Origin of the sequence: Vibrio sp. SCSIO 43132, from assembly GCF_019904195.1 — a bacterium.
Taxonomy (GTDB): domain Bacteria; phylum Pseudomonadota; class Gammaproteobacteria; order Enterobacterales; family Vibrionaceae; genus Vibrio; species Vibrio nigripulchritudo.
Genome location: NZ_CP063199.1, coordinates 1,902,222 through 1,927,865 on the forward strand (window position 1 = coordinate 1,902,222; position 25,644 = coordinate 1,927,865).

Consider the following 25,644-nt stretch of genomic DNA (forward strand, 5'->3'; position numbering starts at 1 on the left):
ATCATCTAATTTGTTCAATAAATGCTCTGGTATGAGCTGCTTTAAATATTTGATATTCGGCATAGCCTACGGTGAATCTTACGGTTAGACTGATTCGCCTAAGTTGTAAAAATAAGAAGAAAAAATGTTAGACCAGACCCATTCTCAATATATAAAAGATGTTATTGACCAAAAAACCAAGCCGCGTGGGGCACTTGGTCTTTTAGAAGATACTGCACATCACCTTGCATTAGTTCAGAGTCAGGGGAAATCCGAACCCGCCAGCAAAATTGAACTCTCCAAGCCACATATGTTGGTGTTTGCCGGCGATCATGGAATTGCGAGAGAAGGCGTTAGTATCGCTCCAAGCGAAGTGACTTATCAGATGGTTCAGAACTTTTTAGCTGGTGGGGCAGCAATTAACTGCTTTTGTAAGCTGAATAATATTGCACTTTCGGTTATCGACACCGGAATCCTCACTCCGATAGAGTCTCAACAAAATCACTATCATGTTCAACGCCTTGGCTCCGGTACGGAAAATTTTGCCGAGCAGCCTGCCATGACTCGCGACACCGCTGAGAAAGGGATACAACTGGGGCGCAAGGTAGTTGATAAATTGTCCGAAGACGGTCTGGACATGCTGATGTTTGGCGAAATGGGCATTGGCAACACCAGCAGTGCGTCTGCGCTTCTGAGTTTGGCGCTTGGCATCGAAGCGGAAGATTCGGTAGGGGTTGGAACCGGGATTACTCAAGAGCAGCTCAAAAAGAAAATTGACCTAGTGCAGAAAGCTATTTCACGCTGTAAACGTTCCGGTGTCTCACATGACCCCATCAACATTCTATCGGAAGTGGGTGGGTATGAAATCGTTCAGATGGTAGGAGCCTTCCTTGCCGCTCAGGAGAAAAACATTCCTGTTTTGGTCGATGGATTCATTGTATCTGTCGCTGGTTTACTTGCTATTCGTATCGAACCAAAAGTTCGGGACGTAATGCTGTTTGCTCATTGCTCGGAAGAACATGCTCACCGACTGGTCCTGGAAGCTTTGCAAGCCAAGCCGATGATTGATCTTGGTCTTCGTTTAGGAGAAGGAACGGGCGCAGCTCTCGCGTATCCGTTGGTGCTGGCAGCTGCAGCTTTCTACAATGACATGGCGAGCTTTCAAAGTGCTGGAGTAACTGTGTGAACTGGATAAAAACTCAATCTGAGCTTTTCTTTCTTGCGTTGAGTTTTTTCTCTCGGCTTCCCATTCCAGCCTCCACACCTTATTCAGAAGAACGTATGAACCGGGCAGGGCGATATTTCGCCCTTGTCGGAGCGTTACTCGGTCTTCTGTGCGCTCTCTCTTATCTTTTGCTGACTACTCTTTATTCTGTTGATATCGCTATCTTCCTTACCATGGCTTTAAGCCTGATGCTAACAGGTGCATTCCATGAAGATGGATTGACGGATATGGCAGACGGCGTGGGCGGTGGAATGACAACAGAGCGCCGTTTAGCCATTATGAAAGACAGCCGCATTGGTACGTATGGTGCCAGTGCGCTTATCATGGCATTACTTGGGAAGTATCTATTACTCTCAGAGCTTGCAGTGCGAACGGAGTTATTTTGGATCTGGATCGCTGCATATACGCTTAGCCGCACTGTCGCGGCTTCCCTCATATTTAATACGCCATATGTATCCGATTCTGACCAGAGTAAAAGTAAACCCCTTGCGCAAAAGCAATCACCTTATGAGCTTCTTTTTCTCATTTGCTGTGGTTTGCTCTCTATATGGTGGTTAACACCACTTGCTGCTGCGGTAGTAGTATTAGTCGCGCTAGCATTTCGATTTACTTTTAAGCGTTGGTTGGTCTCTCGCCTTGGCGGTTTTACGGGGGACTGCCTTGGCGCTGGTCAGCAACTTATGGAATTGCTGTTTTATTGTGTGGTTCTGGCATTGTTGAATACGGGTAATTTTTGATGGGTAAAACACATCTGATTTTGGGTGGGGCAAGAAGCGGAAAGTCCAGTTACGCAGAAGAGCAGGCGAGTTCGCAGGTTTTGTCTGGTAAAAAGCTTATTTATATCGCCACAGCAACGTCATTCGATGATGAAATGGCAGAACGCATTGGTATTCATAAAATGCGAAGAGGAGCTAAGTGGGAATTAATAGAAACACCCACCGACCTGCCAACTGCGCTCAGCCAATTAAATCCAGGAGATATTGCGCTGGTGGACTGTCTGACGTTGTGGTTGAACAACGTTCTTTTTGAATTAGGCGATAATGCTCACCAAGATCAGGTGGATGGCAGGATAGATGAATTACTTGTTGCCATATCAGAGTGTCAGGGGAACCTTGTCATTGTTTCCAATGAAGTGGGCATGGGAATCGTTCCATTAGGAAGAGTGACCCGGCTATTTGTGGATAACGCAGGATGGATGAATCAGAAAGTGGCAAAGATAAGTGACGATGTCACATTTGTTGCAGCAAGCTTGCCTTTGGTGTTAAAGGGTTCGCAATGAGTTATGACACGTACAATATCTACCTGATTCGTCATGGAAAAGTCGAGGGGGAACCCGCTCTTAACGGCATAACCGACGCGAAAGTTAACGCTAAAATTCAGGCTCAGATCGCTCAGAGTCTGGTATCGGAATTTGGTACTTTTAAATCTATCATTTGTTCCCCGTTATCGCGCTGTTTGAATTTGGCTAAACTGATATCGTCAGGGAAAAACCTTTCTGAACTGGATTACTCGACACCAGATTTAGTGGTTGAGAGCGCATTTCAGGAAATGTCGTTTGGGGATTTAGATGGTCGTCCTTTTTCTCAGCTCAGCGAGCAATGGAATCTTCTGGAAAAGTTTTGGCAAGATCCTGCATCTAATCCACTGCCTAATGCCGAAACACTGGAAGCTTTTCAGCAGCGAGTTGACACCAAATGGCAATCATTAATCCATACTTGTCAGGAAGATACGCACATCATCACTCATGGTGGAGTGATCAGAATTATACTGGCAAGCGTATTGGGTTTAGATTGGCGAAACCCTGCACTTTACTCTACGTTATCCATCGCGAATGCATCCATCACTCATATAGAACTCAGTCGGGGTGATCAGGTTTTTCTTAAAGTGAGGAGCATTGGCGCAAATATAAGGAAATAAAATAATGACAGCTCCAAGCTGGGACCTCAGTGTTGCCTACCAAAGTATTAACGATGCCAAGATAGAAAAGGACATTCACACTGTTGAACAAGGTATCGATCAGCTTAACTATCATTCAAAAAAAGGATTAGGCGAAGGCGATAAATTAGTTGTAAGCCTACAGAAAGCGATCCAAACCTACGAAAACATCAGAAAAATCCTCCGTACTGTAGGCAATTTTGCGAGCTGTTGTGCGTCAGTTGACTCGACGCATGCAAAAGCTAAACAGTTATATGGTCGAGCGGTAAAGCTCGATGCAAATCTGCAGCAAGCCTATAGCCCATACCTCGATACACTCGCTACAGCTGAACAGTCTGTCGTTGATGCTGTTTTGGCAAGCGAAGTGTCGGATGTTCAGGCTCAGAAGTTTGCAATTCGTCTGCTAAGAGAGAAAGCCTCTGAACGTCTCTCGGTTGGGCAAGAGCAGTTGCTATCAGCTCTGGAAGTTGATGGCAAACTGGCTTGGGGAAGAATGTACGATAACCTGACTGGCACTCTAAAAGTAGATGTGGATTACGGAAATGGTGAAAGGGAAGCCTTAGCGTATTCCCAAGCATCAAGCGAGTTGTTCAGTGGAAATGTAGATAAGCATGAGCCAACATGGCGAGCTATTCAGACTGCCATGGAAACGCATCGTGAATCATTTGCTTCCATTGTGAATGCCCTTGCGGGGTGGCGTCACACTGAAGCGGAAAAGCGTGGAATATCCAATTTCTTATCTCCAAGCCTGTTCGACAGCCGAATTTCAGAAGATACATTAGATGCACTCATTGAAAGTGCGAGAGACAACAAAGAGTTATCTCAAAAAGCGGCTCGTCTGATGGCAATCGTTCGTGGTGGCGAAACTTTAACGCCATGGAACATGCACGCAGCGATGCCATCCCTTACCAACGGTAAAACCAAGGTTTATGAGTTCGATGAAGCCATTCAGATCATCAAGGAGGCGTTCGCTTCAGTTTCCCCTGAAATGGCTGAGTTTGTCGACGTTATGGTGAAGAACGGGTGGATAGACGCAGCGCCGCAGCCGAACAAACGTCAGGGCGCGTACTGTACAAAACTGCCAAGTTCCCGAACACCTTTGGTGTTTATGACATGGAACGGTAGCCAGAAAGATTTGATCACGCTTGCACACGAGCTTGGTCATGCCTTCCACAACTGGGTGATGACGGACATGCCGTTAGCAGAAACCTACTACCCAATGACTCTTGCTGAAACGGCTTCCGTATTTGCGGAAAACATCGTACGTGATGCCCTGTTAGAAAAGGCAGAAAGCGATTTAGACAAGCTGGAAATGCTATGGGAAGAGTTGTTTGCCTGCGTGGCGTTCATGCTTAATATCCCAGTACGTTTTGAATTCGAACGTGAGTTTTACGCTAAGCGCAAAGAATCAGAGCTCACAGCCGATGAACTTTGTGAACTAATGGATACAACCTGGAAAGACTGGTACGGCAGCGTAATGCCAGAATCCGATACTTATTTCTGGGCCAGTAAGCTTCACTTCAGTATTCCCGAAGTCAATTTCTACAACTACCCGTACCTGTTTGGTTATCTATTCAGTAAAGGGGTCTACGCCCAACGTGAAATCAAAGGCGAGAGTTTCTACCCAGATTATGTTGAGTTACTACGCGATACGGGTCGAATGAAAGCAGAAGAGGTCGTACTCAAGCACTTAGGTATGAACTTAGAAGAGAAAGCTTTCTGGCAGCAAAGCATTGATCAGGTTGGTCAAAAAATCTCAGAATTTGAAGCACTTCTAGCGAAGATTAATAGTTAACTCCTTGTTAACCCCAAAGAAAAAACTTTGGGGTTACTTCCATCCTAGTGCGATGTCCTTCGCAAATGTCCGATCATGTATCTCTACATATGTAACGCGGTATTGGTTTGTTATACCGATTCAATTAGTTTGCCAAAAGTAACAAGTGGCATATTGGTTAGAAACAAGATAACCATTTTGAATTTCCATGGTGTGAAGTAGGTGTATAACACGCGGGTTCAGATAGGCTTTCTGATAGTAGATAGGGTTGGTATGAAATACATAATTTGTTTGTTTTTGCTTAGCGTGAGCTTTAGTGGGTTTTCTGAATCCAATAATTCGCTGCAAATAGTTCCTCTTGAGGAGCTTTCTCAAAACGAAGGATCTTGGTCATCAGACAAGCCAAAATGCAAAAATATGTATGTTATTCCCGGCTCTTCGGTTCGGCTTTCTGTGTGTGCGGGTTGGGGAATGACTACTACGTTTGAGCGTGATGGCAAAGTTCTGCTCACTGAAACTGACTTTGGGGATGCTGATTTCTACTATCCGTATTTTGTTAAGACACGCAACTATGAGCTTCTGATTGCTGAGATTGGTGCCGATCAATCATGGGGTGTGCGTGTATACAACTTAAATGATAAGAATATCATATATTTAGACTCACTTAATATTAACCCTGGTGACAAAGACAGTTATGATTCTCCAGAAGTGGTTGATATTATCGAATTCATCGATCATGGAGCTAAAGTGAATATAAGATTTACGGGAACTCATCATGATTTTGATGATAAGTGGGAAATTTTCAACATCGACAAAGATGCCTATTACTACGAGCTAACTGCGGATTCGATTGTAAAAGTTGAAGGCAATAAAACTGAGAAGTAAAAAAATTTCTAGCCCTTTCCTTATTGTTTTAAGGAAAGGGCTTTTAATTGGCTCAGCCAAAATAGCGAACTCTGATTGCATCTATCGCAACGGCTATGAAAATCATGACACCTCCGATGATTCCGACATAAAAAGAAGGGACGGAGATGATCGCCAGACCCACTTGGATTACCGTCAGCAACAACACTCCTCCCAATACACCAACAACATTTCCTCTGCCGCCAAATACACTTACACCGCCGATGATTGGTGCAGCGATGGCGTATAGAAGAAAGCTTTCACCCTGGTTTGAGGTGATCGCCATTTGCCACGATGCCAGAAGAAATCCAGCCAAACCTGCGAGAAACCCCGCTAAGGTATAAGTGATGATCTTGGTACGTTCTACTCGAATCCCCGCAGCTTTGGATGCTACTGGATTCCCTCCGACCGCATAGATACAACGTCCGAGAACGCTTTTACGCAACAAGACTGCGATAGCAATTAGCGATAAAACGAACACCATTGGCATGATTGGCCATCCGCCTGCGAAGGTCGCTTGCCCAATCCAGACATATCCATCAGGAAGGTTGGTGATTGTTTTGCCCTGAGTCAGAGCAAGTAAGGCACCTTGAAGGATGATCATCATTGAAAGAGTTTGAATGAGAGAGACCATTCTCAGTCTTGTTATGCATAGTCCATTAAAGAATCCGATAGCGGTCGCTGTGATAAGTCCAACGAGTACGCCCATCCACCATGGCAGTCCCATTTGTGTGTGAGCCATTGCGCCAATGGCGGACGAAAAACCCATATTGGCAGGGATGGACAGATCGATCTCAGCAACCAAAAGTGGCAAGGCGATAGCTAGCCCAAGCATCCCCAATACGGTTGCCTGTACCATAATGTTTTGCATATTAAAGAGCGTGAAGAAAAACTCATTAAATGCACCAAACAAAATTACCAACGCGATTAACCATATCCACACTACGTTGTGCAGCACCCAGCCTAGTTTTGACGGGCTACTAGAAATTTGCTTTGTCGGTTTCTCTTCTTTGGCTGTGACTTCCATTTCCATAACCTTACTCCTTGGCTCTCAGGCTGTTACTAGTGAGTTCACTACCAGTCAACTCACGTCGAATCGAGCCTTGCTCAAAAACGCAAACGCGATCAGTAATTCGTGCGAGTTCGTCCGTATCAGTCGAAACGATAATTACGCAAACTCCGGATTCACTCAGCTCATCTATAATTCTGAGCACGTCTTGCTTAACACCTATGTCGATCCCCCGTGTGGGCTCATCCAGAATCAGAAGTTTAGGCTTGGTTGCGAGTACTCTTCCCAAACATACTTTTTGTTGATTTCCACCGCTCAAAGTGTCAACAAGTGCTTCTGAATTGGCAGCCTTTATGTTCATGGATGCAAAGTATTGTTCGCAGATTCGGTGTTCTTGTTCAGAGTCGATAAACCCAGAATGAGAGAGGTGAGTTAAGCAAGAGAGCGATATATTTTGCTCAATAGACATTTGTCCGAGTAAGCCGTCCTTCCTTCTGTCGTCAGAGAGAAAGGCGATACCGGCATCAAAGGCATCGTGTGGGTCTTGAGGTAAAGCTCTGGCACTTTCAGCTCCAAGTTTGATGAAGCCTTTGGCGGGTTGAAGCCCGAAAATGGCGCGAGCGGTTTCTTTCGCACCCGAACCGGGAAGCCCGGTAAACCCGACAATTTCCCCAGTTGCTATGTGAAGGTGCTCTAAGTGAACACCATCACTGTGAATGCCTTTAAAACTGACACCTTCGTCCAATTGCTGGAAGTTATGTGGCTTTCGTTGAAACAGGGAAAGATTATGACCGACTACGAGTTCAGATAAATCTTCAGAGCTAAGTTGGTCAACGTGCTCGGAACTGCCTGCAAGTTTTCCGTCACGTAACACAGAAACCGCATCACACACAGAAAGGATTTCGTCGTTGTAGTGGGAAATAAAGATAAATGTGACTCCTTGACGTTTAAGGCGGCGCATAAAATCGAATAGGTGAGTACGATCTTCAACGCTCAAAGAGGTCGTAGGTTCATCGAGAATAATGACTTTGCCACCACTGAACATGGCGCGAAGTATATTCAGTTTTCTTCGGGCAACCGCGTCTAGCTGACCTGCCAGAGTATTGTGATCGATCCCTGTGCCTTCCAACATCTCCTGTGCGTCGGATTCCAGTTTTCCCCATTGAACGAGGCCGTGGTTGCTTGGCCATATACCGAGCATCAGATTCTCGGCAGCGGTCAAGTGATCAACAATCATCGGTTCCTGTGTAACAAGAAACACTCCCGCTTTTTCCATTTCCCGTACGTCGGCATTCTCAACACGAAGTCCATTGAGAATAATGCTCCCCGATGTTGCTGTATTCTGACCAGAAATCAGCCCCACAAGTGTACTTTTACCTGCTCCGTTTTCACCCAGTAAACCGTGAATTGTCCCTTGCTTCAGGCGTAGGCTGACATTGTCCAGAGCCGTAAACTGCCCGTACTGTTTTGACAGATTGACGACTTCCAGTGCGATCTCTTGATCATTCCCTTGGCTTGCTAGATTGGCACTCATTTCAGTTCCTTTGCGAATGACGTAACACCAATCAGAATAATTAACTGCCCATTTTGGCTTGTTAAAAAGCTATTTCTGAACACTTACTGTGATTGGTATAAAAAACTCGCCTGAAAATAATTCTTTCAGGCGAAACTAGCTTAGGTGTAGGCAATGCCCCAATCTTTTTCGGCAACCGATCCCCAGTGCCTTGGGTCTTTTGCATTACTGCCGTCAATAACAAAAGGAGGGATGATCATCGTTGGACCTGTTTTGCCATTAACAATTTCAGCCTTTTCCCAGAAGTACTTTTTGTTTTCATAAGGACCAATAGGGACAGGTTGTCCTTTCATCGCGTACTTTTGCAAAAGCTCGACGGCAATTTCCCCATAAGCAATGGGATCTTGAGAGACACAGGAATCCATATAGCCTTCTTGGATCCATTTCACCGCTATAGGCTCACCATCAATATTGACGAAGATAACGTGTCCGTCTTCACCCACTTTTTTCCAGCGACCTTTCTGCTTAAGCGCCGTTACGATTCCACGGGAAGGGGAGTCTGATGGCGCATGGACCGCATCTAAATCAGGGTATTCGGAAAGGGTAGACAAAGTTACGGACAGCATTTTTTCGAGCTGACCTTCAGTCGGGCGCGCCAGATACTTAATGTTGGGGTATTTGGCAAACTCGGCGTCCATGCCTTCTTTTCTCAAACGCCACGCCACGCTTTGTAGGGCGCCAAAACAGTTGAGCACTGTCCCTTTGGGTTCGCCGTATTTCTGCTCGAGTCGCTGAATGATCTGCTTAGCAGCCATAACACCACCAATGTAGTTATCAAAACTCACGGTGATTGCGACATCTCCACCATCAGCAGGTGTATCAATGATACCAACCGGAATGTTTTGGCGATTATAGCGCTTAATCACACTTACAATTGCCTGGCTGTCTATTGGGTCGCTCACAATGGCGGAAGGTTTACGAAGCATCAGGCTTTGCCACTGTTCCAATTGCCGTGTGTTATCAAAGTTAGCATTGGTTGCCTGAAATTCCCATTCGTTTTTCATAACGGCTCTTTTTACCGCTTCTTCCTGAATAACGAAGAAATAATAATCAAGGCTCTTGTTACTGTAAGGGACAAAAACGCGATCCTTTGCCCATGCCATGTTGGGTCCAGCAAGCATGCTTACCCCTAATGCCGCACCTGCTTTTAAAATGGTGCGGCGGTCCAGTTTACTTACATCAGTCATATCAACCATCTCCATGTCGTGTTACTGAATGTGAAGTGAGAGTACCTAGTTTTACTACTTAACTGTTTGGGTTTGCATAGCTTTTAAAGAGCAGGCGATAGATGCTGTCTAGTACAACTGGTTCTTTAGGCAGCGAGCGTCGTCTTCAAAGACTACAAACCCTGATAAGGCTCATCTCGTTAATTACCATCTAACGTTCCAAGGTTTGGTAACCTATTGGGTGGTCACCTTGTATTTTTTATCGAGGGCATCAATACATTTAAAATCAAAACAAAAAAGCGAATTCTAACTGTTTGTTTAATTTATGAAGTTTTACTAGCTTTTTGAGTAACAACAAAACTGGTTCCGTCAAACCGCCCCACAACCATCCCGTTTGACTCACGTGTAAAAAGTCCATTTTCAACGACACCGGGAATCATATTTAGAGCCGTTTCTAACACTGCCGGAGACGGAATAGCCTGACAATGGCAGTCGAGAATAAAGTGTCCACTGTCTGTAATGACTGGCTTTTCGCCTTGATGTCGTCGAATGATTTTGACGCGACTTCCCACATGTGCATTAAGTACATCTGATATGCGCTGCTCGGTCTGTTTCCAGCCAAACTGAACCACTTCAATAGGCAAAGGAAATGCACCAAGTGTCTCCACGATTTTGCTTTCGTCGCATACGGTGATCATTCTCTTAGAGGCATGGGCGATGATTTTCTCCCACAACAGGCAGGCTCCGCCGCCTTTGATCATATTGAAGTTGCGATCAATTTCATCAGGACCATCGATGGTGAGGTCAATCTCGCCAATTTGGTTGGGGTCGATGATTTCAATCCCCACCGATTGTGCGACTTCATTGGTCGAGCGTGATGTCGTGGTACAGGTGACTTTAAGTCCCTCGCCGACCCGTTTTCCTAGCTCCCGAACAAAGAAGTGAGAAGTTGTGCCTGAACCGAGCCCTAGTTTCATGCCATCTTGTACAAATTCATCGATAGCTCTAATTCCCGATAGTTTTTTCGCATCGTCTTGAGACATATTCTGTATTCCTTTACTTAACTAGAACGCTAAAGCTTTTCCGTTTGCCACGAGTCCAGGGCAGGTAGCTGGTCCGGGAACTCACTTCCGCTTGTAACGGCTATAGCTGTCACCAGCATGTTGACAACCAAATGATGATTTAGGCGCGAAGCCAAAGGGGTCAACAGCTCGGTACGTTCATAGGGTGTGATTGCAATGGTTACGTCTGAAACTGCGGCGAGTGGGCTATCGCTGGCGGTGACTGAAACTACTCTTGCGCCACCTGCTCGTGCTGCTGTTGCGATCTCCACCAGTTGCCTAGTCGCGCCGGACTGAGAAAATATAAAGGCGACTTCTTGTGGTTTAGAACGTTCTGCATGCAGCCATTGCCTTTGTTTACGTACTAACGCGTTGCATCTCAATCCTAATCGCTGGAATTTATGTTCAGCATCAAGAGCCGTGACTTCCGAGATACCAGAAGCGTAAATCCCAATGTAACTGGCTTTAGAAAGAAGCTTTGCCCCTTCTTCAATTTGTTCTGGTGCGATGTCTTCCATAGCTCTCTGGATGGCATTTAGTGAGTTGCGACAGGTCTTTCGAACAATGTGATCCACGCTGTCACTAGCGGTAATCTGTTCATAAACAAAAGGGGCTGAAGGGACTAATTGTTGCGCAAGGTTCAGCTTGAAGCTCTGATAACCGTCATATCCAAACCTACGACAAAATCGCATGATCGTCGGATCACTCACCGAACATTCACTGGCGAGAGACGCAATGCTCATATGGATGACCTTGTCAGGCTTTGCACTGACAAATTCCGCGACACGGCGCTCTGCGCTTTTCATGTCATCCATTTCATGCACGATTTTATGAAGCAGGCTGGTACTCATTAAGGTTCCTTTCGAAAAGTTGTTAAATCACTCAAGCGCGATAATCTGTATTGCTCGTTTATTTTTAGCTCTGATCCGCCACCCCAAGGGACAGCAAAGAAACTGACACCGACTTTCTCGGCGGTTTGCTGGTCTACGGGGGTATCGCCAATGTATGCCCATGGCTTGCCATTCAATGACATCCGCTTCGCGACTTCAATCAAGTGCAGCGGATCAGGCTTACATCTCTCGACTGCATCCGCCCCAATCGCTACGTCAATTAGGTTATCAATTCCCAGAAGCCGAAGAACGGTCTGTGTTAGCTTGTGGGTTTTGTTGGTGCAAACCCCCAGTTTGTAACCTTTCTGGGCTAACATTTCCAAGTCTTCTTTTACATTGGGGTAGAAGGTTGTCAGAGTTGCCGGCGACTCGTTGTAATATTGGTTGTATTGAATCACAGCTTCTTTCAACTGTTCACGGGTCATTGAAAGACCGCAGATATCCAATACATCAGCCACCAGCCTCTCAGAACCAAATCCGATAAAACGTTCAATTTCAGAGGTAGAAAGCGACTCCTGCCCAAAATCTGCCAGCACTCTATTCATGGATGCTGCGATGTCAGGAGCACTGTTGATCAAAGTGCCATCAAGATCGAAGATGAATGCGTCGTACTGTTTTAAGTGTTCGCTCATAACGCTGTTTCTCCGCTTGAATTGAGTGACTGAACGATGGGGCTTAAAAGAGGGTACAAAGCCTGATAAGCTTTGAACCTGTCCCTGTAAATAATCTGGTTTTCTTTGTCAGGAGACTGAGTTGTGATTTCCTTGCAGCATAGGCTGGCTTCTTCGAGTGTGGACCAGTGACCAATACCTACACCTGCAAGCATAGCTGCCCCGAAAGCCGCCCCTTCAGCAGCACCGGAAACTGTCTGAACTTCGGCATCAAAAAGGTCTGCCTGAATATGTCTCCACAATGAAGATTGGGCACCACCTCCGGATGCTTTTATGACGTCGCTATTAATGCCCATTGAGTTCATTAAGGAATAGATGTCATACAGGGAATAGGCCACACCTTCCATTACCGCTCTGCATAAGTCGGGCGCTTGATGGGTTGAATTCAGTCCAACAAAAGCTCCTCGTGCGTCAGGTTCTGGGTGAGGGCAACGTTCACCGTTCAAATAAGGCATCATCAATAGTCCATTTGCGCCTGCAGATGACTGAGCCGCCAGTTTTGCCATTGATTCGTAATCGGGAGCGGTTACACCAAAGCTCTGAATCAGTCTGGAAAGCCAGGTAAGGCATGAGCCAGCATTCAGTGATACTCCCATGCAATGCCATTTGTCAGGTGAGAGGTTACAAAAGACCTGAACTTTGCCTTGTGGATTGGTAATCGGCGAGGAAAGTGCGGTAGCTAAAATGCCCGCTGTGCCGATGGTGGTTTGTAATTCACCGGGTCGGACAACTCCTGAACCAAACGTCTGAATCACTGCGTCGCCGCCCCCGCCAATGACAGGTGTCCCTGCAGGGATACCAAAAATTTGAGCGGCTGATGCGGAGACTTTTCCCGAAATCACACTGGATTCATAGCAGGAGGGCAGCAGTGAACGTTCGATGCCCAGTGAGTCGATAACATCCCATGCCCAAACCCTGTTAGCGACATTAAACAAGCCAGTACCAGAAGCGTCCGACACTTCTGTCGCGAGCTCTCCTGTCAAAACCAAGCGAAGATAATCTTTTGGGTTGAGCACATGACGTAATTTCTGATAGTTATCGGGTTCGTGATTTTTCATCCAGAGGATCTTTCCTCCGGTATATCCGACAAGCATTTGGTTACTTGTGCTTTCTGCTAACTTCTCTGCACCGCCAAAATGGTCATGAATGGCGTCCGATTCGGCTTTATTTCGCTGATCGTTCCATAAGATTGCAGGTCTTATAACCTTGAAATTGCTATCTAAGGGCGTTAAACCATGCATTTGCCCAGACAATCCCACGCAGGACACGGAAGGAGCTCCTGATTTGGATAAGACTCGCTTTGTTGCGTTTGCTGCAGCTTGAATCCAACTCTCTGGGTCTTGTTCAACCCAGCCAGGGAAGGGCTGTTCAAAACCGTAAGCTTGAGTCTGGCTTGCGATGATATTGCCGTTTTCGTCCAGCAACACAGCCTTACAAGCTGACGTGCCTATGTCTATTCCCAGAAACCCAGAGCTCATTGTTCAGATCTCCCCGGTTGTTCAAAGCGCGTTCTGATGTGTTTGAACTGCAGGTATTCCAGCATACCTTCCCGACCATGTTCATATCCCACACCGCTCTGCTTTCTCCCACCGTAGGGTGCGTTGATAATGCCAGCGTCTACGTTGTTAACGGCAACATTTCCGTAATCGAGCCGGGAGGTCAGGAATTTGGTTTCATCCATGTGCTTGGAATACACATAGGCGGCGAGACCGTAAGGGGTATCGTTGCAAAGCTCTATGGCGTGTTCCAAAGAATCATAAGGCGCGACACCTACCACTGGTCCAAACGTCTCTTCGCTCATTACTTTCATATTCTGCGTACAGTCAACCAGCACAGTAGGGCGAAAGAAGAGCCCTTGCTTAAACTCCTGACCTATCGGAGGTAGCCCGCCTTCTAAAAGGTTTGCACCTTTATCTAACGCGTCAGCAATATGTTCTTGTGTCTTTTTCAATACGTCTTCAGAAGCAAGAGCGCCCACGTCTGCGTCTGGCGAATCCAGCCCGTTTGCCACAGTGAGATAGCTTGCACTTTCAGCCAGCTTTTCTACAAATTTGGAATACAGGCTGCGGTCAACATAGATACGATTAATCGCTATACAAATTTGACCGTTGTTTCTAAACGAACGTCTTGATGCGCCTTTGACGGCTTCGTCCAAGTTGGCAGAACCAGTCACGACCATTGGGCAGTTCCCACCGAGTTCGAGAGAAAGTCTTTTGATGTTTCTACACGATTGCTGAATCTTCAAACCGACTTCACTGGATCCGGTAAATGCCACTTTCTTTACAGTGGGATGTTCAACCAACGTCTGACCAACGGTACTGCCAGAACCTGTTACAAAATTAACTACTCCAGGGGGAATGCTGACTTGTTCTACCTTCTTAGCTATGGCTAATGCGGTAAATGGTGTGAGCTCAGCAGGTTTAATGACGATGGTGCATCCGGCCGCCAGAGCAGCACATAATTTCCAACCCACTAATTCTGCGGGATAGTTCCAGGGAGTAATCGCAGCAACCACCCCAATGGGTTCGCGAATAACAAGGCTTTCAAAATCGTTGCTGTCATTCGGAAAGGACTCCCCATGAATGCGTACCGCTTCTTCCGCGTAAAAATGACAGGTCTCGGCGAGCTTAAGGATTTCGCCTTTTGCTTCGTTTAACGGCTTGCCCTGCTCGGTTGTCATCACCTGTGCGATAGACTTTGCGTCCGCTTCTATTGCGTCGCCAAGTTGGTGAAGAAAATTCGCTCGTTCTTTAGCAGAGAGTTGAGACCAATGTTGAAATGCACTTTCGGCTACCTCAACTGCACCGTCCACTTCTTTTGGCGTAGATGTGCAAATTGAGCCAATTACTTGCCCAGTGGCAGGGTTAACGACAGGGGTCAACTTACCTGCTGGACGTATCCAGTGACCATTAATGTAAGTGGTTTCTGATAACTCATCGATCATGAATGTCACCTTATCCTTGGTGGTTTTTGACGGCATTTCTGTCAAGTACGGTACCGATTTGTTACTCAATATATAGTAAAACTACTTTAATGGGTGTTTCAAATGTGAGAGATGTGGTAATGAATTAACCGTAAAGGCAAGATGGAAGAATGGTAAATTTGTTTAACTAATTGATAATAAATAATTAAGAACAAATCTAGTAAAAATAAATATTACTGGTTGTTTTTTGATCGATTTGTCATTATGAATGTAGTTAAACTACTTTATAAGGAGAGTCGGTATGTTACCTAAGGACAGGAAAAGCGCAAAACTATTGGGAAGAGTGTGGCGTTCCAAACACTCTGGACCATCAATTGTCATAGTCAAGGAAGACAGATTACTCGACATTACACATCACTTCCCAACGATAACGGATGCACTGAACGCTGATCTATCGGCTCTTTACGATGACCTAAATGGTGAGGATTTAGGAGGCATTGAATCCTTTGTTCATTCGCCAGAAGCTATGTGCCCTGATACGTCTAACAACTGTCTGCTCGCACCTTGTGATCTTCAGGCAATTAAAGCATGCGGTGTGACCTTTGCTAAAAGCATGGTCGAGCGAGTAATCGATGAGCAAACGCAGGGGGATTCTGAACGGGCAAATGTGATTCGAGAACGGATTGCAGAAACAATAGGGTCTAACTTATCCAATCTTGAAGCCGGTTCAGAACTCGCCAGTCAGGTAAAAGAAACACTCATAAAAGAGGGGCTGTGGTCTCAATACCTTGAAGTTGGAATAGGACCAGATGCCGAAGTGTTCACCAAGTCGCAACCTATGTCGGCTGTCGGGTATGGAGCTGAGATAGGCATCAACCCACTCTCTAACTGGAACAATCCTGAGCCTGAAGTGGTTCTCGCTGTAAACGAAAAGAGTGTGATCCGAGGGGCGACACTAGGCAATGATGTGAATTTGCGTGATGTTGAGGGGCGTTCTGCGCTCCTGTTAGGTAAAGCCAAAGACAACAATGCATCCTGCGCGATTGGACCTTTTATTCGTTTATTTGATGAATCTTTTTCTTTGTCTGATGTGGCAAATGAGGAAATAGCACTGACCATAGTTGGAACACAGGGTTTTCAACTCAACGGAAACTCCAATATGAGTGAAATCAGCCGTTCACCCGACAATCTGGTGCGCCAGACAATAAACAGTAACCACCAATACCCGGATGGATTGATGCTGTTTTTAGGTACTATGTTTGCCCCAACACAGGATAGGTATTCAGAAGGTGGTGGTTTTACTCATGAGTACGGTGACGTTGTCACTATAAGCAGTCAATATCTTGGTGAACTCAAAAATACCGTTGTGAGTTCCGACCATGCCGCTCCCTGGCGTTTTGGAACACGGGCTCTGATGACCAGCCTGGCGCAAAGAGGTCTTTTGTGATGAGTACGGTCGAAAAGATAAAAGTCGTGGTCACCGATCAGGCTTTTGGTTCGGTAGAAAATGAGCAACGCATGGCTTCCCGTGTCGGCGCGCAATTTAGCGATCATCAATGTGTAACGGAAGAAGAGACTCTGAACGCTGTGAAGGGGGCATCGGTTGTGTTCAACAATTTTGCCCCGATTACACCGGAAGTTATGAAAATGATGGAACCCGGTGCGACTGTGATTCGTTATGGTGTGGGTGTCGATAATGTAGATTTGGTTGCGGCTAACCAACTTGGTATCCATGTCTGCAACGTGCCAGATTACGGAGTAGACGAAGTGGCTGATCATGCCATGGCGATGATACTAGCGTTAGCCCGAAAACTGGCGTTGTATGACAAAGGCATCAGAAACCAACACTGGTCAATAAAACAAATTGTTGGAGAACTCAAATCATTACGAGACTGCCAGGTCGGGCTTGTAGGCTTTGGCAGAATCGCCCGGTCTCTTTCAACACGATTAGAAGCCTTTGGGTGCAAAATTCAGGCTTATGACCCTTATGTTAATCAAGTTGACGTAATCGTAGACATGGTGACATTTGAGCAGCTAGTTGAAACCTCGGATATTGTCTCATTCCATTTACCTTACACCCCAGAAACCCACCATGTTTTAAACGCAGAAATGATCGCGCGGATGCCACAAGGGGCGATAGTGATCAATGTGTCTCGTGGCGGATTAATCGATGAAGAGGCTTTGGCGAAAGCTGTTCAAAGAGGGCATATATTTGGTGCCGGGTTAGACGTCTTTGAAAGAGAACCTTTACCTGAAAATTCCCCGCTTCGAGATTGCCCTAATGTTTGGTTAACACCTCACGCAGCCTTCTACTCCGAGGCATCGGTCAGAAATCTGCAACGTCTGGCCGCCGAAGAGGGAGAGCGAGCAATCAATCATGAACCTCTGCGATGTGAGCTAACTCGCTTTTGAAAAAGGAGAATCAGATGATGAGTTACCGAGATAAGCTGAGTATTGAAAATAGTAAAGCATTAGTAACAGGTGCGGGACGTGGTATCGGTGCTGCTTGCGCTGAGGCTCTGGCAGAAATGGGCGCAAAAGTTTTTTGCACCGACTTTTCGTTCGAGGCAGCAAAAAGAACAACGACTCACATTCGGGAGTTGGGATATAAGGCTGAAGCGTTTGAACTTGATGTAACAAATACGGTTGCGATTGAAGCGTTGGCCGAAAAGCTGCCCACTTTAGATATTCTGGTTTGTAACGCTGGTATCGCCAATAACTATGCAGCTGAGGAGATGGCAGATGATGCCTGGAATAACCTTATCAACGTCAATTTAAATGGTGTATTCAGAGTATGCCGTGCGTTTGGTAAAGGGATGTTGGCACAGGGTAAAGGCTCCATAATCAATATCGGTTCCATGTCTGGGTTTGTGGTTAATACGCCACAGCCACAATGTCATTACAACGCATCCAAAGCCGCTGTGCATCAACTGACAAAATCACTAGCAGTAGAGTGGGCAGATAGAGGAGTCAGAGTGAACGCTATTGCGCCTACTTATGTTAATACTCCACTGCTCAATGATGTAGACATCGATCCCGCACTTAAACAGACATGGATTGATATGACGCCTATGAAGCGAATGGGTAACCCAGATGAAATTGCATCCGTTGTGCAGTTTCTTGCATCACCAGCAGCCAGCTTGATGACGGGAAGCATAGTGAACGTAGATGGTGGATATACCTGCCTCTAAGGTAAGCCCGAGTTGTTTTAGGATCGTTAACTCAAGGAAAGAACAATGAATTCAACATTGACTGGAAAACACTACATTGGTGGAAATTGGTTGGAAGGGCGAGAACGATTTTATTCCGCTCCAACTCAAGGAGAACCAAAGCAGTTTTATTGTGGAACTGCAGAGCTTATAGATAAAGCTTGCGAAACGGCTGAATCGGCGTTTTTAGAATACAATCATCTTAGTGCTAACCAGCGGGCGGACTTTTTGGATGCAATTGCCGAAGAACTGGATCTAATAGGTGATGACATCACTGAAATCGGAGTTTTAGAAACAGGTCTTCCAGAACCAAGGCTTATAGGGGAACGCGGGCGAACCACTAGCCAACTTAGATTATTCGCCCAGCATATCCGGGAAGGTATGCACTTGGATATCAGAAAAGATAAGGCACTACCTGAAAGAAAACCACTTCCACGCCCAGAATTAAATATGGCTCAGATGCCTGTAGGTCCTGTTGCTGTATTTGGGGCATCAAACTTTCCTTTGGCATTTTCTGTGGTTGGTGGGGATACCGTAGCCGCGTTAGCAGCAGGTTGCACTGTGGTTGTTAAAGGGCACTCGGCTCACCCGGGAGTGAGTGAGCTGGTGGTGACCGCTGTGGAAAAAGCAACCATTCGATGCGGTATTCCCGTTGGCACACTGAATTTGGTTCAGGGCGGGGATCGGAGTGTTGGTGAACGGTTGGTGACTCATCCGAATATACAGGCAGTCGGCTTTACCGGATCCTTAGCTGGAGGTCGTGCGCTATTTAATTTATGTGCAGCCAGACCAGAACCTATCCCTTTCTTTGGCGAGCTTGGTTCCGTAAACCCTGTTTTTGTGCTCAAAGGTGCACTTAAAGCGCGAGCAAAAGAGCTGGCGCAGGGTTGGGCGATTTCACTCACAATGGGAGCAGGACAGTTCTGTACAAATCCGGGGGTAGTGGTCTTGGTGAGAGAATCGGAAGGAGTTGAAGAATTTCTCCAACTGGCTGAATTGGAGTTAGCCGAAACTGCAGATCAAACCATGCTAACAGAAGGTATCGCGTCGGCTTATTGCGATGGAAGCAAAGCGATGAGTCAATCTACTGGTGTGGAAAAAATTATCGCGGCGAAAGCAGGAGTACGGAATGCATCTCCGGGGTTATATATAACAAGCGGTCAGAACTTCATTGAAAACGAACACATTCAGGAAGAGGTGTTTGGTCCCTTGGGTTTGGTCGTTCTGGCAGAGGACGAATCAGAAGTCTTTACCATTGCACGGAAAATCAAAGGTCAGCTTACTTGTACCATTCATATGGAAGAAGCTGACATAATACAGGCAGAGCAGCTGCTTCCAGTGTTGCAACGAAAAGCGGGTAGAATTCTGGTTAATGGTTTTCCTACAGGAGTAGAAGTTGCTGATGCCATGGTGCATGGTGGACCTTATCCGGCTTCAACGAATTTTGGTGCAACTTCGGTCGGTACGTTATCCATTCGACGCTTTCTGCGTCCAGTCTGTTTCCAGAACTTTCCTGATGTACTTTTACCAAAGGTATTTAAGTAGTTTTTATCTACTGAAGATAAGGCTTTCAACCAGTTAGTCGAAAGCCTTTTTACCTGCCTTTAAAACTAAATATTCTAATAGCATGAATAGTAAGTCATTTTGTGAATTTCAAAGTTGTTAGAGTTTATGACGCTTACAATTTGATTATTCGGTGACTATGTCTAAATCTTTTCTATATTGTATGTACTTCCACTTTACCCAGATGTAACATTGCTGCAACAAGCCATGAGCCGAACAGGGAGTTGTACAATGCAAGGTTCGTTTTTTAATCAGTCTTTTCTCTACGACACACTGGACACAGACAGTGCTTTTGAGTCGAAAACCTTAACTCTTTCTTCTGGGCAGTTAAACTGGATTGATCGTGGGGTTCTGCTTTGGGAGCCGGTAAATACTTCGCCCGAATCTCGTCAGGTGATCATTTCTGCTGGTATTCATGGTGATGAAACCGCACCGATGGAGTTAGTTGACCGCTTGGTTAACGATATTGTTTCTGATGCTTTTCAACCTTCTGCTCGTTGTTTGTTTATTCTCGGTCACCCTCAGGCGACCAATCAGCATACCCGCTTTGTGACAGAGAATTTAAACCGCCTGTTTGATGAAACCGAACGCCCTGAGACGATAGAAACCGAGATAGCTCAAAAGCTTAAGAAGCACGTAAAGGCATTTTACGAAGGCACAGAGCAATCGGCTCGCTGGCATTTGGATCTACATTGTGCCATCCGAGCTTCGGAGCACTTTACGTTCGCAGTTAGCCCTTATGTTGACCACCCTGTACGCTCACGAGCCCTTTGTGAATTCCTGGAAGCGGGGCACATTGAGGCCTTACTGCTTTCCAATTCACCTACCAGTACCTTTAGCTGGCACACCGGACATTTTTATGGTGCTCAAGCATTAACAATGGAGCTTGGGCGAGTGTCTAAATTGGGTGAAAACGATCTGTCTGTTCTTAGCCAATTTGATTCCGCTACCCGAGCGCTGATTTCGCACTCTTCTTATTCTGAAGATCCAAAATCAATGAAGGTTTATGCGGTAAACCGAACCATTATTAAGCATCATTTGGATTTCAGTTTCACCTTTAAAGATGACGTAGCGAACTTTACTCGTTTTGATAAAGGAGAGTTGCTGGGATTTGATGGCGATGAGCTTCTTTATGCAGAAGCGCAGAGTGAAGCGATTGTGTTCCCAAACCCAAAAGTCGCACTGGGGCAACGTGCGGTTGTCATAGTTGTCGAAACAGAAACTCGCTTTGAAAACGAACAGTTAGTATCAAATAACTTGGATTGATACTTGCCTAACCCGGTTTGATATCGGTATGGTAGCGGGATACTGACTAACCATGCCGATATGAACGTTAATCATCTTCTTCAACAAAAGCAAAAACGCTGGAAAAAGTCCTTTCTGATAAGCGCAGTTGCTCTCATGTTTCTTAGTTTGGCTTACCTCTCTATTGGTGAAGTCTTTATCTCCCCGTTCAACTACCTTGAACCTCTCAATAACATGCTTTTGACTGAGCTGCGCCTGCCAAGGCTTTTTGCTGCGCTTGCGATTGGCTCTGCACTGGCTATATCCGGTGCCAGTTTGCAGGTTTTACTGGGGAACTCGCTTGCTGAGCCTGGGGTGTTAGGGATCTCGGGAGGGGCAAGTTTAGCCATGGTCGTCGTACTGTTTCTGTTACCCGTGATGCCAACACCAGAAGTCTCGATGTTAGCTGCAATTGTCGGTTCTCTTTGCTTCACACTGATCATCGTGGGCATGGCGAGAAGCATGAAATTGAGCACGCCAAGACTGCTGCTTGTTGGCGTGGCACTGGGTATTTTGTCTGGCGCGGTCGTAACCTGGGCGTTTTACTTCAGTGACGATATGAGTATGCGTGTGCTCATGTACTGGCTGATGGGAAGCATAGGCGGAACCAGTTGGCAACAGCACACCCTGACTCTGCTGATGATCCCCGTCATTGTTTGGATCTGTTTTCAAGGCACCAAGCTCGACAAACTCATGGTTGGTGAAACACACGCGAAGCAACTGGGTGTTAATGTAGACAGACTTCGCTGGCGTTTAATTCTTGCGGTTTCTTTGCTGGTGGGCATGTCTGTTGCCCTTGGTGGCATTATCAGCTTCGTTGGCTTGGTGGTTCCTCACTTGCTGCGTTTAGCGTTTGGAACGGAAAATAAATATCTACTGCCAATGTCTGCGATTGCAGGGGCAGGGTTATTGGTTTTTGCCGACATACTGGCGCGTATCTCTCTTGATTCGGCGGAATTGCCGCTGGGTGTTGTAACAACAACGATTGGTGCACCATTCTTTATCTGGATGCTATTACGAAATCATGATTTACGTTAATTCACTGTCCGTTGGCACAAGATTACTTCCTCTTTCCTTTCAGATAGAGAAGGGGGATGTGCTTCATGTAATTGGTCCCAATGGAAGTGGGAAAAGCACATTACTCTCGGCAATTTCCGGTTTGTTGCCTTTCAAAGGAAACGTAGAGCTAGACGGCGAAGATATTCAATCGCTCACGCTAGAACAGTTGGCACTCGCGCGAGCTTATCTGACTCAGCAAGAGCGACCAGCGTTCTCCATGTCCGTCATTCAATTCTTATCTTTGTCTGTGCCCGTCGGGCATACCTTGAATGATCTTGGAAAATCCCTAGACGAATTACTGGAACAGTTGAACATATCGGACAAGCTAAGCCGAGAAACCCATACTTTGTCGGGTGGAGAGTGGCAACGCGTCAGGTTAGCTGCTATGTGTATTCAAATCATGCCGGAATGGAATCGATACGGGAAACTACTGATTCTGGATGAACCTGCCGCGCCCTTAGATATAGGGCAAGAAGCTTTATTGTATGAATTGATTCAGCAAATATCAGAGCTTGGCATTACGGTTGTAATGGCTAACCACGATTTAAACCGCACCCTTCAATATGCTTCAAAAGTTCTTTTGTTAGACAACGGTACTCTGAAAGGATTTGGCAATACAGATGATGTTATGCAGCCGGAACTGTTGGCAAAAACCTACCAGACCTCGATTCGAAGAGTAGACATAGACAGACACCCGCATTTGATCTTCCGCTAGAAACAAAAAACCGCCCAGTGGAGCGTGGGCGGAATAGTGGGACTATTATAGTTAAAATAATGACTTAATAAGTTCTAGCTAAGAGACAACAGGGTAAGTCTTGTATCTCACACCCATCATCTGTTCCATACAATGCACGACCTGGCAGCTGTATCCGAATTCATTGTCGTACCAAATGTACAAAACACAGCGATTGTCCTGAGCAATAGTGGCAGCGCCATCGACAACACTTGGATGACGTGAGCCTACGATGTCTGTAGAGACCACTTCTGTAGATTCTGTGTAGTCGATTTGACCGGCCAGTGGAGAGTTGAGTGCCATCTCGCGCAGGTACTGATTCAGCTCTTCTTTGGATACTTCAGCATTCAGGTTCAAGTTGGCTACCGCCATTGAAACGTTTGGTGTAGGAACACGAATCGAGTTACCAGAAAGCTTTCCAGCCAGTTCTGGCAGCGCTTTAGCCACTGCGCTCGCCGCACCGGTAGAGGTCAGAACCATGTTAAGCGAAGCACTGCGTCCACGGCGTTCACCTTTATGGAAGTTATCAATCAGATTCTGATCGTTGGTGTATGAGTGAACAGTTTCAATATGACCGGAATCAACGCCATACTTGTCATTAATCGCTTTCAATACAGGTGTGATCGCATTGGTGGTACAGCTCGCAGCAGACACAATATTGTCTTCAGGCTGAATCATGTTTTCGTTAACACCAAATACAATGTTTTTAATGTCGCCTTTGCCCGGAGCGGTTAGCAACACTTTGGATGCACCTGCGCAAGCGACATGTTGACCAAGGCCTTCTGCATCGCGCCAAACACCTGTGTTGTCGACAACCAGAGCGTTTTGGATTCCGTACTGAGTGTAATCGACTTCTTCCGGGCTATTCGCATAAATAAACTGGATGTAATTTCCGTTAGCGATAAGTGCCTTACGTTCTTCATCGATAATGATGCTGCCATTAAACTGTCCGTGAACAGAATCACGGCGTAGCAGGCTTGCCCGTTTTTCTAAGTCGCCTTTTTTACCACCACGAACCACAATAGCGCGCAATCTTAGTGGGTAACCAGGACCACTTTTCTCGACCAATAGGCGAGTCAGAAGGCGACCAATTCGTCCGAAACCGTACAGCACGACGTCGCGTGGTTCTGTCATTGGTTCGCCGTTTAGCGGTTGCACTAATGCGCTAGCAAGGTAATCGTTAAGGTTGCTTTCATCTTCATTGTTTTGCCAATAGCCATGGGCTAACTGACCAATGTCAACTCGGCAAGGGGATAGGGACATCTCGTTGAGTTGCTTTAAAACGGGCAGTGTTTGAGCTGGAGAAAGATCATCTCCGACGTAACGTCGGGCTAAACGGTGAGCTTTAACAATATCAATGGTAGATGCGTTGATCAGTGGTCTTCCGAACAACAACACTTCTACGCCTTTTTGACGATAAAGCTGACCAAGAAGAGGGGAGATGGATTCAGCGTTAGTTTGGCTGGTTTGCCAGTCTAGAAGGTATTTTTCTGGACTCATCTTTACTTTGGACCTTTTCACGTTTTTTAGCTTAGATACAGCCTCACGGCTCAATCATAAGCTGGATTAGGGAATCGTATTTTGTAGGGTGTTTGTTATTATTTTGCGTGAAGAGTGTAAAGTTGAGTGGCTTATTCTGCTAGTAAAATTAATAGTGGTGTGAAGTGCGATGTATGAGAGACTTAATGGATTAAAGTTTCTTGTAACCCGGGAATTATCAAATAGAAATACAACAAAATATTTACATTTGAAGAGGCTTATTTTGCGACGTAAACGATTGGTGTCACATAATATTAATTATAGATGAAATCGTTACATCATTATTTGTGATGAGGTTGGCGGCAATTTCGCCTTGCCGCCGTTAAATGGAGAATATTTGTCCTTCGTTACGGCTTTTTAAATCGCTGAACTCAAAATTTACTTGCTGCAATTCAATTTGAGGTTCAGGAGCCAGTTGTGAATCTTTGTTTTTGTGATCCGACTCAGGGTAAGTCAGTACAATAGTTGTGGCTAATGCCGCCAAATAAAACACAAATACACTTTGTTTGCGTAATGCCTGCTTAATACGAGTTCGCTTACTTGCTTGTGATGTCATCATATTCTCCTTCTATGACAGCAGCTCGTCTTGGTGCAAAACCTTCTTTTGCCATTTTTTGTTCCATTCTCTTGCCCATAATCAATGCGGCAATGCCAATGAATACCGCCATAAACAGACCGGTGAACAGCGTAATTAATCCCACTACTATGGATGCGATAGAAACTAAGAATCTTTTCATTTTGTCTCCTTCTTTATTGTTGAAATTGATAATAAGGAAAGATCTATGAATGAAAGATGAATGTGAAGTTCAGAAACATAAACGACTAAAATAGATATACCCAAGTGACCTCAAGATGCAGGATTCAGAGCCACATATTCTGTTCCAGTTCAAGGAAAAGAACGCAGCGGAATGACTGGTCCTTTCCAAGTTCTTTGACGATGAAAAGGGGCAGAATATGGGCTCCCAAGGGCGAGTTTAACTGGCTTTCATACTGCGTTACCGATTCTTGATTTAGAGCCACTAGATCTTCAAATCGGTGTCTTGCCTGAAAGCCAGTTAATTCTCGCTGAACCAAGCATGTTGAGGTTACTTGGGTATAAAATCAAAACTGTTGTTGCTTTAAAAGCGTTAAACCCTGAGAATAACGCC

At 45.7% G+C, this 25,644-nt stretch carries 24 protein-coding genes; 13 read left to right on the plus strand and 11 right to left on the minus strand.

Translation table 11 applies throughout. The features are described 5' to 3' along the window. The first annotated feature begins 124 nt into the window (after nt 1-124). From cobT to INR79_RS08555, 6 genes are all read left to right on the plus strand, one after another. On the plus strand, nt 125-1,165 hold the full coding sequence (gene cobT / locus INR79_RS08530) for a nicotinate-nucleotide--dimethylbenzimidazole phosphoribosyltransferase (RefSeq protein ID WP_223096830.1): 1,041 nt from the start codon (nt 125-127) through the stop codon (nt 1,163-1,165). Next, a complete protein-coding gene (locus INR79_RS08535; RefSeq protein WP_223096831.1) occupies nt 1,162-1,941 on the plus strand; it encodes an adenosylcobinamide-GDP ribazoletransferase in 780 nt (259 codons plus the stop codon). Before cobT ends, INR79_RS08535 begins: the two co-directional genes overlap by 4 nt. Beyond that, nucleotides 1,941-2,483 carry a bifunctional adenosylcobinamide kinase/adenosylcobinamide-phosphate guanylyltransferase gene (cobU, locus tag INR79_RS08540; protein WP_223096832.1) on the plus strand — a complete coding sequence of 181 codons (543 nt, stop codon included), beginning with the start codon at nt 1,941-1,943 and terminating at the stop codon, nt 2,481-2,483. Before INR79_RS08535 ends, cobU begins: the two co-directional genes overlap by 1 nt. Next, nucleotides 2,480-3,121, plus strand: a complete 642-nt coding sequence (locus INR79_RS08545) for a histidine phosphatase family protein (RefSeq protein ID WP_223096833.1) — start codon at nt 2,480-2,482, stop codon at nt 3,119-3,121. Before cobU ends, INR79_RS08545 begins: the two co-directional genes overlap by 4 nt. Nucleotides 3,122-3,125: 4 nt before the next feature. After that, complete coding sequence (locus tag INR79_RS08550; RefSeq protein ID WP_223096834.1) at nt 3,126-4,934, plus strand: M3 family oligoendopeptidase; 1,809 nt, start codon at nt 3,126-3,128, stop codon at nt 4,932-4,934. Between the two features lie 252 nt (nt 4,935-5,186). Continuing rightward, nucleotides 5,187-5,798 (plus strand): hypothetical protein, encoded by a 612-nt coding sequence (locus INR79_RS08555; protein WP_223096835.1) that lies wholly within the window; start codon nt 5,187-5,189, stop codon nt 5,796-5,798. Nucleotides 5,799-5,850: 52 nt separating this feature from the next. On the opposite strand, the gene INR79_RS08560 is transcribed toward INR79_RS08555, so the two are convergent. The 8 genes from INR79_RS08560 to INR79_RS08595 form a co-directional block, all read right to left on the minus strand. Further along, nucleotides 5,851-6,849 carry an ABC transporter permease gene (locus tag INR79_RS08560; protein WP_223096836.1) on the minus strand — a complete coding sequence of 333 codons (999 nt, stop codon included), beginning with the start codon at nt 6,847-6,849 and terminating at the stop codon, nt 5,851-5,853. Between the two features lie 4 nt (nt 6,850-6,853). Then, nucleotides 6,854-8,359 carry a sugar ABC transporter ATP-binding protein gene (locus tag INR79_RS08565; protein ID WP_022592512.1) on the minus strand — a complete coding sequence of 502 codons (1,506 nt, stop codon included), beginning with the start codon at nt 8,357-8,359 and terminating at the stop codon, nt 6,854-6,856. A gap of 140 nt (nt 8,360-8,499) precedes the next feature. Next, nucleotides 8,500-9,585, minus strand: coding sequence for a sugar ABC transporter substrate-binding protein (locus INR79_RS08570; protein ID WP_004402924.1), 1,086 nt, complete (start codon nt 9,583-9,585; stop codon nt 8,500-8,502). A gap of 302 nt (nt 9,586-9,887) precedes the next feature. Then, nucleotides 9,888-10,607 (minus strand): ribose-5-phosphate isomerase RpiA, encoded by a 720-nt coding sequence (rpiA, locus tag INR79_RS08575; RefSeq protein WP_223096837.1) that lies wholly within the window; start codon nt 10,605-10,607, stop codon nt 9,888-9,890. 29 nt (nt 10,608-10,636) lie between these two features. Continuing rightward, nucleotides 10,637-11,476, minus strand: coding sequence for a MurR/RpiR family transcriptional regulator (locus INR79_RS08580; protein WP_223096838.1), 840 nt, complete (start codon nt 11,474-11,476; stop codon nt 10,637-10,639). Then, the gene (locus tag INR79_RS08585; RefSeq protein WP_223096839.1) at nt 11,476-12,147 is read right to left on the minus strand and encodes an HAD family hydrolase; all 672 of its coding nucleotides are present in this window, start codon (nt 12,145-12,147) and stop codon (nt 11,476-11,478) included. Before INR79_RS08585 ends, INR79_RS08580 begins: the two co-directional genes overlap by 1 nt. Next, nucleotides 12,144-13,664: a xylulokinase gene (xylB, locus tag INR79_RS08590; RefSeq protein ID WP_223096841.1), complete on the minus strand. Its 1,521-nt coding sequence runs from the start codon at nt 13,662-13,664 to the stop codon at nt 12,144-12,146. The genes INR79_RS08585 and xylB overlap by 4 nt, the downstream gene beginning before the upstream one ends. Next, nucleotides 13,661-15,130 carry an aldehyde dehydrogenase family protein gene (locus tag INR79_RS08595; RefSeq protein WP_223096843.1) on the minus strand — a complete coding sequence of 490 codons (1,470 nt, stop codon included), beginning with the start codon at nt 15,128-15,130 and terminating at the stop codon, nt 13,661-13,663. Before INR79_RS08595 ends, xylB begins: the two co-directional genes overlap by 4 nt. 280 nt (nt 15,131-15,410) lie before the next feature. Here INR79_RS08595 and INR79_RS08600 point away from each other — a divergent pair, with 280 nt between their 5' ends. The 7 genes from INR79_RS08600 (at nt 15,411) to btuD (ending at nt 22,939) form a co-directional block, all read left to right on the plus strand. Further along, nucleotides 15,411-16,556: a fumarylacetoacetate hydrolase family protein gene (locus tag INR79_RS08600; protein ID WP_223096845.1), complete on the plus strand. Its 1,146-nt coding sequence runs from the start codon at nt 15,411-15,413 to the stop codon at nt 16,554-16,556. Continuing rightward, nucleotides 16,556-17,521, plus strand: coding sequence for a C-terminal binding protein (locus tag INR79_RS08605; RefSeq protein ID WP_223096847.1), 966 nt, complete (start codon nt 16,556-16,558; stop codon nt 17,519-17,521). Before INR79_RS08600 ends, INR79_RS08605 begins: the two co-directional genes overlap by 1 nt. 14 nt (nt 17,522-17,535) lie before the next feature. Beyond that, on the plus strand, nt 17,536-18,300 hold the full coding sequence (locus INR79_RS08610) for an SDR family NAD(P)-dependent oxidoreductase (RefSeq protein ID WP_262415396.1): 765 nt from the start codon (nt 17,536-17,538) through the stop codon (nt 18,298-18,300). A 45-nt stretch (nt 18,301-18,345) separates the two neighbouring features. Beyond that, nucleotides 18,346-19,863 carry an aldehyde dehydrogenase (NADP(+)) gene (locus INR79_RS08615; RefSeq protein ID WP_223096849.1) on the plus strand — a complete coding sequence of 506 codons (1,518 nt, stop codon included), beginning with the start codon at nt 18,346-18,348 and terminating at the stop codon, nt 19,861-19,863. Between the two features lie 249 nt (nt 19,864-20,112). After that, entirely contained in the window at nt 20,113-21,147 is a 1,035-nt protein-coding gene (locus tag INR79_RS08620) for a succinylglutamate desuccinylase (protein WP_223096851.1), read from the plus strand. 60 nt (nt 21,148-21,207) lie between these two features. Beyond that, nucleotides 21,208-22,203 (plus strand): vitamin B12 ABC transporter permease BtuC, encoded by a 996-nt coding sequence (gene btuC / locus INR79_RS08625; protein ID WP_223096852.1) that lies wholly within the window; start codon nt 21,208-21,210, stop codon nt 22,201-22,203. Next, entirely contained in the window at nt 22,190-22,939 is a 750-nt protein-coding gene (gene btuD, locus INR79_RS08630; protein WP_223096853.1) for a vitamin B12 ABC transporter ATP-binding protein BtuD, read from the plus strand. Before btuC ends, btuD begins: the two co-directional genes overlap by 14 nt. A 78-nt stretch (nt 22,940-23,017) precedes the next feature. On the opposite strand, the gene INR79_RS08635 is transcribed toward btuD, so the two are convergent. From INR79_RS08635 to INR79_RS08645, 3 genes are all read right to left on the minus strand, one after another. Beyond that, the gene (locus tag INR79_RS08635) at nt 23,018-24,457 is read right to left on the minus strand and encodes a glyceraldehyde-3-phosphate dehydrogenase (protein ID WP_223096854.1); all 1,440 of its coding nucleotides are present in this window, start codon (nt 24,455-24,457) and stop codon (nt 23,018-23,020) included. 361 nt (nt 24,458-24,818) lie between these two features. Beyond that, nucleotides 24,819-25,055 carry a hypothetical protein gene (locus tag INR79_RS08640; RefSeq protein ID WP_022606730.1) on the minus strand — a complete coding sequence of 79 codons (237 nt, stop codon included), beginning with the start codon at nt 25,053-25,055 and terminating at the stop codon, nt 24,819-24,821. Further along, nucleotides 25,033-25,233 carry a hypothetical protein gene (locus INR79_RS08645; protein ID WP_223096855.1) on the minus strand — a complete coding sequence of 67 codons (201 nt, stop codon included), beginning with the start codon at nt 25,231-25,233 and terminating at the stop codon, nt 25,033-25,035. The genes INR79_RS08640 and INR79_RS08645 overlap by 23 nt, the downstream gene beginning before the upstream one ends. Between the last annotated feature and the right edge of the window lie 411 nt (nt 25,234-25,644).

Bases quoted from the DNA above. Each gene is read 5' to 3' on its own strand.
- INR79_RS08645 (WP_223096855.1), bottom strand. From the start codon at position 25,233: ATGAAAAGATTCTTAGTTTCTATCGCATCCATAGTAGTGGGATTAATT.
- btuD (WP_223096853.1), top strand. From the start codon at position 22,190: ATGATTTACGTTAATTCACTGTCCGTTGGCACAAGATTACTTCCTCTT.
- INR79_RS08570 (WP_004402924.1), bottom strand. From the start codon at position 9,585: ATGACTGATGTAAGTAAACTGGACCGCCGCACCATTTTAAAAGCAGGT.
- INR79_RS08555 (WP_223096835.1), top strand. From the start codon at position 5,187: ATGAAATACATAATTTGTTTGTTTTTGCTTAGCGTGAGCTTTAGTGGG.
- INR79_RS08605 (WP_223096847.1), top strand. From the start codon at position 16,556: ATGAGTACGGTCGAAAAGATAAAAGTCGTGGTCACCGATCAGGCTTTT.
- btuC (WP_223096852.1), top strand. From the start codon at position 21,208: ATGAACGTTAATCATCTTCTTCAACAAAAGCAAAAACGCTGGAAAAAG.
- INR79_RS08580 (WP_223096838.1), bottom strand. From the start codon at position 11,476: ATGAGTACCAGCCTGCTTCATAAAATCGTGCATGAAATGGATGACATG.
- INR79_RS08610 (WP_262415396.1), top strand. From the start codon at position 17,536: ATGATGAGTTACCGAGATAAGCTGAGTATTGAAAATAGTAAAGCATTA.
- INR79_RS08620 (WP_223096851.1), top strand. From the start codon at position 20,113: ATGCAAGGTTCGTTTTTTAATCAGTCTTTTCTCTACGACACACTGGAC.
- cobU (WP_223096832.1), top strand. From the start codon at position 1,941: ATGGGTAAAACACATCTGATTTTGGGTGGGGCAAGAAGCGGAAAGTCC.
- INR79_RS08545 (WP_223096833.1), top strand. From the start codon at position 2,480: ATGAGTTATGACACGTACAATATCTACCTGATTCGTCATGGAAAAGTC.
- INR79_RS08615 (WP_223096849.1), top strand. From the start codon at position 18,346: ATGAATTCAACATTGACTGGAAAACACTACATTGGTGGAAATTGGTTG.
- INR79_RS08585 (WP_223096839.1), bottom strand. From the start codon at position 12,147: ATGAGCGAACACTTAAAACAGTACGACGCATTCATCTTCGATCTTGAT.
- INR79_RS08640 (WP_022606730.1), bottom strand. From the start codon at position 25,055: ATGATGACATCACAAGCAAGTAAGCGAACTCGTATTAAGCAGGCATTA.
- xylB (WP_223096841.1), bottom strand. From the start codon at position 13,664: ATGAGCTCTGGGTTTCTGGGAATAGACATAGGCACGTCAGCTTGTAAG.
- INR79_RS08595 (WP_223096843.1), bottom strand. From the start codon at position 15,130: ATGATCGATGAGTTATCAGAAACCACTTACATTAATGGTCACTGGATA.
- INR79_RS08635 (WP_223096854.1), bottom strand. From the start codon at position 24,457: ATGAGTCCAGAAAAATACCTTCTAGACTGGCAAACCAGCCAAACTAAC.
- INR79_RS08560 (WP_223096836.1), bottom strand. From the start codon at position 6,849: ATGGAAATGGAAGTCACAGCCAAAGAAGAGAAACCGACAAAGCAAATT.
- INR79_RS08565 (WP_022592512.1), bottom strand. From the start codon at position 8,359: ATGAGTGCCAATCTAGCAAGCCAAGGGAATGATCAAGAGATCGCACTG.
- cobT (WP_223096830.1), top strand. From the start codon at position 125: ATGTTAGACCAGACCCATTCTCAATATATAAAAGATGTTATTGACCAA.
- INR79_RS08550 (WP_223096834.1), top strand. From the start codon at position 3,126: ATGACAGCTCCAAGCTGGGACCTCAGTGTTGCCTACCAAAGTATTAAC.
- INR79_RS08600 (WP_223096845.1), top strand. From the start codon at position 15,411: ATGTTACCTAAGGACAGGAAAAGCGCAAAACTATTGGGAAGAGTGTGG.
- rpiA (WP_223096837.1), bottom strand. From the start codon at position 10,607: ATGTCTCAAGACGATGCGAAAAAACTATCGGGAATTAGAGCTATCGAT.